3 protein-coding genes are annotated in these 4583 nt (G+C 38.0%); 2 read left to right on the forward strand and 1 reads right to left on the reverse strand.

All coding sequences use genetic code 11. The features are described from left to right. The coding region (locus NZ519_12385; protein MCS7029552.1) for a UDP-N-acetylglucosamine 1-carboxyvinyltransferase at nucleotides 1-1095 on the reverse strand (1095 nt) is incomplete at its 3' end. Nucleotides 1096-1160: 65 nt separating this feature from the next. On the opposite strand from NZ519_12385, the gene NZ519_12390 reads away from it, so the two are divergent. Together NZ519_12390 and argS are read left to right on the forward strand one after the other, a co-directional pair. Beyond that, nucleotides 1161-2357 (forward strand): M20 family metallopeptidase, encoded by a 1197-nt coding sequence (locus NZ519_12390; protein ID MCS7029553.1) that lies wholly within the window; start codon nucleotides 1161-1163, stop codon nucleotides 2355-2357. A 36-nt stretch (nucleotides 2358-2393) separates the two neighbouring features. Then, nucleotides 2394-4304 (forward strand): arginine--tRNA ligase, encoded by a 1911-nt coding sequence (gene argS, locus NZ519_12395; GenBank protein ID MCS7029554.1) that lies wholly within the window; start codon nucleotides 2394-2396, stop codon nucleotides 4302-4304. The last annotated feature ends 279 nt before the right edge of the window (nucleotides 4305-4583 follow it).

The raw sequence follows: 4583 nt of genomic DNA on the forward strand, positions 1-4583 counted from the left end.
GTGCGGGTCGCAAAGAATAATCTGCGCCCCCATGTCTATCAACTTATCTACAAAAAATAACCTGCTTTCAAACATTTTTTGATGTATCAACACTGTCCCTTTACACTGCGTCGCTAACACTAAAACAATACTCAACAAGTCGGGGGTAAAACCAGGCCAAGGTGCATCGGCAATCGTCAAAATAGAACCATCTATAAAAGTCTCTATCTGACAAACCTCTTGAGCAGGAATGTAGATATCATCGTTGCGTATTTCCATTTGAACACCTAGACGTTCAAATACACTCGGAATTTGACCTAAATGTTCCACATTTGCGTTTTTAATGGTCAGCTCGCTTTGAGTCATAGCCGCCATGCCGATAAAACTACCTACCTCAATCATGTCCGATAACAAAGTATGCATAGTACCACCTAAACTATTTACACCTTCAATATGCAATAAATTACTACCAATTCCTGTAATTTTTGCCCCCATGCGGTTGAGCATCCGACATAATTGCTGAATGTAAGGTTCACAAGCCGCATTATAGATTGTAGTCTTTCCCTGCGCTAATACGGCAGCCATAATAATATTCGCCGTACCTGTAACAGAAGCTTCATCTAACAATATGTACGTGCCTTTTAGCTGATTAGCTTCAATCGTATATGCGTCTTGATGATAATCATAACGAAAAGTAGCACCTAATTTCTGAAAACCTAAAAAATGCGTATCTAAACGCCTGCGCCCAATTTTATCCCCCCCTGGGCGAGGAATAAAACCTTTTCCAAACCTTGCTAAAAGTGGTCCGATTAACATAATTGAGCCCCGCAGCTCTTGGGTCTTTTTCGCATAATCTTTTGTACCTAAATACTCTAAATCCACTTCTTTTGCTTGAAAGGTATAACTATGCGAACCTATCTTCTTAACCTCTACTCCCATTAAACTCAATAATTCTATCAACTTCAATACATCTCTTATTTGCGGAACATTGTGTATGGTTACAGGTTCTTGGGTAAGTAGAACCGCACATAATACTTGTAACGCTTCATTTTTGGCGCCTTGGGGCTGTATCTCTCCTTTTAATTTTGTATTACCTAATACTTCAAAGGCAAACATGAAATAAAAGTACAATACTTTTTTAACTGTATCCAACTTTATGTGTATTTTTACCTTGTTTTAATATGGATATTCGGCAAAAAATTCAATACTTAGCAGAAGACTTGTTTCCTGAAACTATCCAAAACAGGCGCTACTTGCATAGGTATCCTGAACTTTCTTTTGAAGAAAAAAATACATCGGCTTTTATACAACAGCAGTTGCAAGCTCAAAATATTCCTTTTCAAGCTAATATAGGAGGATACGGCGTAGTGGCTTATATTGAGGGCAAAAATCCTGCTCAAAAAGTAATTGCTTTACGCGCAGACATGGATGCTCTACCTATTACAGAAGCCAACCAAACTGAATACACTTCACAAAATGTAGGTGTGATGCATGCATGCGGACATGATGCCCATACGGCAAGTCTACTTAGTGTAGCAACTATTCTAAATAAGCTCAAAAATGAATTTGAAGGTACGGTAAAACTTATCTTTCAGCCCGCAGAAGAAAAAATCCCTGGCGGCGCTTCTTTGATGATAAAAGAAGGCGTATTAGAAAATCCAAAACCACAGGCTATTATCGGACAGCACGTAATGCCCTTAATCGAAACAGGTAAGGTAGGTTTTAGAGCAGGCAAATATATGGCTTCCGCAGATGAAATTTATGTAAAGATACAAGGTAAAGGCGGACACGGCGCACAACCCCATCAATGTATTGACCCTGTGTTGATAGCATCGCACATTATTGTAGCTTTGCAACAAATTGTTAGCCGAAATGCACCCCCCACTATTCCCTCTGTACTCACCTTTGGAAAAATAATCGCTAATGGAGCTACTAACATCATTCCAGAACAAGTATATATGGAAGGTACATTCCGAACTATGGACGAAAAATGGCGCGCAGAAGCACATCAAAAAATGAAAAGTATGGCAGAAGGTATAGCCCAAGCTATGGGCGCAAAGTGTGAGTTTAATATTCTTAAAGGCTACCCTGTCCTTTACAATCATGAAGCACTTACAAATATGGCTAAACAATATGCCATTGACTACTTAGGCAAAGAAAATGTAATAGATTTAGATTTATGGATGGCTGCGGAAGACTTTGCGTATTACACACACCAAATACCAGGCTGCTTTTACCGTTTAGGCACCCGAAATGAACAAAAAGGAATCATCTCAAATTTACACACTCCTACTTTTGACATTGATGAGCAAGCTCTAAAAATAGGAGTAGGATTGATGGCATATATTGCAATTAGACTTTTACAAAATCAAAATTAAAGCACTTGTGAGGGCAATTCCCTTTATCTTTGCAGCATGAAGTATCTTACGCAGGAAATTAAAAAAGCACTCGCAGAAATATACGGCATTTCAGAATGTAACGTTGAAATTCAACATACACGCAAAGAGTTTGAGGGTCAGTACACTTTACTTTGTTTTCCGCTTGCTAAATATATCTCAAAACCGCCCGAAGAAATAGCACAAAGCATAGGTCAGTATTTACGCCAAAATAGTCCATACCTTGAAAAGTTCAATGTAGTTAAGGGATTTCTTAATCTTTCTCTCTCTGATAAGTATTGGAAAGAAGTTGTTTTCAAGGAGATACAGGAAAATGAGAATTTTGGCAAAAATGAAAAAGGCAAAGGAAAAAGAGTTTTAGTTGAATTTTGTTCGCCGAATACCAACAAACCTTTACATCTTGGACATTTAAGGAATTTAGTTTTAGGGGATAGTGTAGCTAATATCCTCAAATTCTGCGGTTATGAGGTGATAAAAACCAACCTCTACAATGACAGAGGAGCGCATATTTGCAAATCCATGTTAGCATGGCAACAGTTTGGGCAAGGTAAGACGCCTCAAAGTACAAACACAAAGGGGGATTATTTTGTAGTTCAGTATTATGTAATGGCAGAAAATATACTCAAATCTCAAACCCAAGAACTACTAGAACAATGGCGCAGTGAAAACTGGATCTCAACTCCGCCCGAAGTTCAAGCTGCCTATAAAGAACTAACTCAAAAACTCTCCCAATTAGAACAAAAAAATCCAAAAGACCCCAAGAGAATTGCACAAATTCAGGAAGAAATCTACGAATTAGCTCAAACTCAAACAGATTGGTTTAAAGCCGTACAGGATATGCTTTCAAAGTGGGAAGCAGGTGATGAGCAAGTAATACACCTATGGAAACAAATGAATAGCTGGGTCTACGAGGGCTTTGAACGCACTTATCAAAAACTAAACATTACTTTTGACCGTTATGACTATGAATCACAAACTTATCTGATTGGCAAAGAGTTAATCAAAGAAGGCTTGTTAAAAGGTATTTTCTATCAAAAGCCTGACAATTCAGTTTGGATAGACTTAACTGCAGAAAAATTAGACCACAAACTTGTGTTACGCAGCAACGGTACAGCAGTGTATATCACCCAAGATATGGGTACAGCCGTACAAAGACATGAAACACTTAACTTATATCAATCTATTTACGTTGTAGCATCGGAGCAGGATTATCACTTTAAGGTTTTATTTGCTATTCTCAAAAAACTAGGCTACGAATGGGCTTCTCGCTTGCATCATTTGAGTTATGGCATGGTTTATTTGCCTACTGGACGTATGAAGACTCGCGAAGGAAATGTCGTTGATATTGATGATTTAGTAGAAGAAATGTACCATGTAGCTCAAAAAACTACCCAAGAGTTAGGAAAAGTAGAAGGACTAACTCAAGAGGAACTAGAAAATTTGTACCACGAATTAGCTTTGTCTGCTATCAAATACTATTTACTCAAAGTTGACCCCCAAAAAGACATGATTTTTAATCCCGAAGAGTCTATTGATTTTCATGGTAATACAGGTACTTATTTGCAATATACGTACGCCCGCATACAGGGTATATTTCGCAAAGCTCAGGAAAAAAAATTGATGCATTTACTTGATGCACCCACAAACAAGTATGTTACTTTACATCCAACTGAAAGGAATTTGATAGTACATTTATACCGTTTTGAAGAAGTTATATTGCAAGCGGCGCAGCAGTATTCACCTGCTTTGATAGCTAATTATGTTTATGAACTTTGCCGTTTGTATGGTCAGTTTCATCATGAAGTAGTTATTTTACACGATGAGAATCCTGATGCTGTGGCTTTCAGAGTGCAGCTCAATCAAGTTTGTGGGCGAATTATTTACCATTGCTTAAAACTTTTAGGAATGCAGCCTTTAGAACGAATGTAGTTTATTTTTCAGAATTAAGTTTATTTTTTGGGCGTGTCCTTGTGGGCGTTTCCCTTCGCTCATACCTACAAGGTCGGCATACTTCGGGCTATGTGCGGAATGTCCCGACCTTTGTGCAGCAACGGGCAGGCTAAAAAACTAAAATTCAATCTTTAACTAGTCGGATACTGTCCTTCCTTTACATAAGAGAAAATTGTTATGTACAAAATTCCTATAAAATTGTAGGGCATCATTAAATATCTACTCTTAAGCCTACGCAAAATCTTCGGTTAAGCATAT

It is taken from the genome of Bacteroidia bacterium, from assembly GCA_025056095.1.
Lineage (GTDB): Bacteria > Bacteroidota > Bacteroidia > JANWVE01 > JANWVE01 > JANWVE01.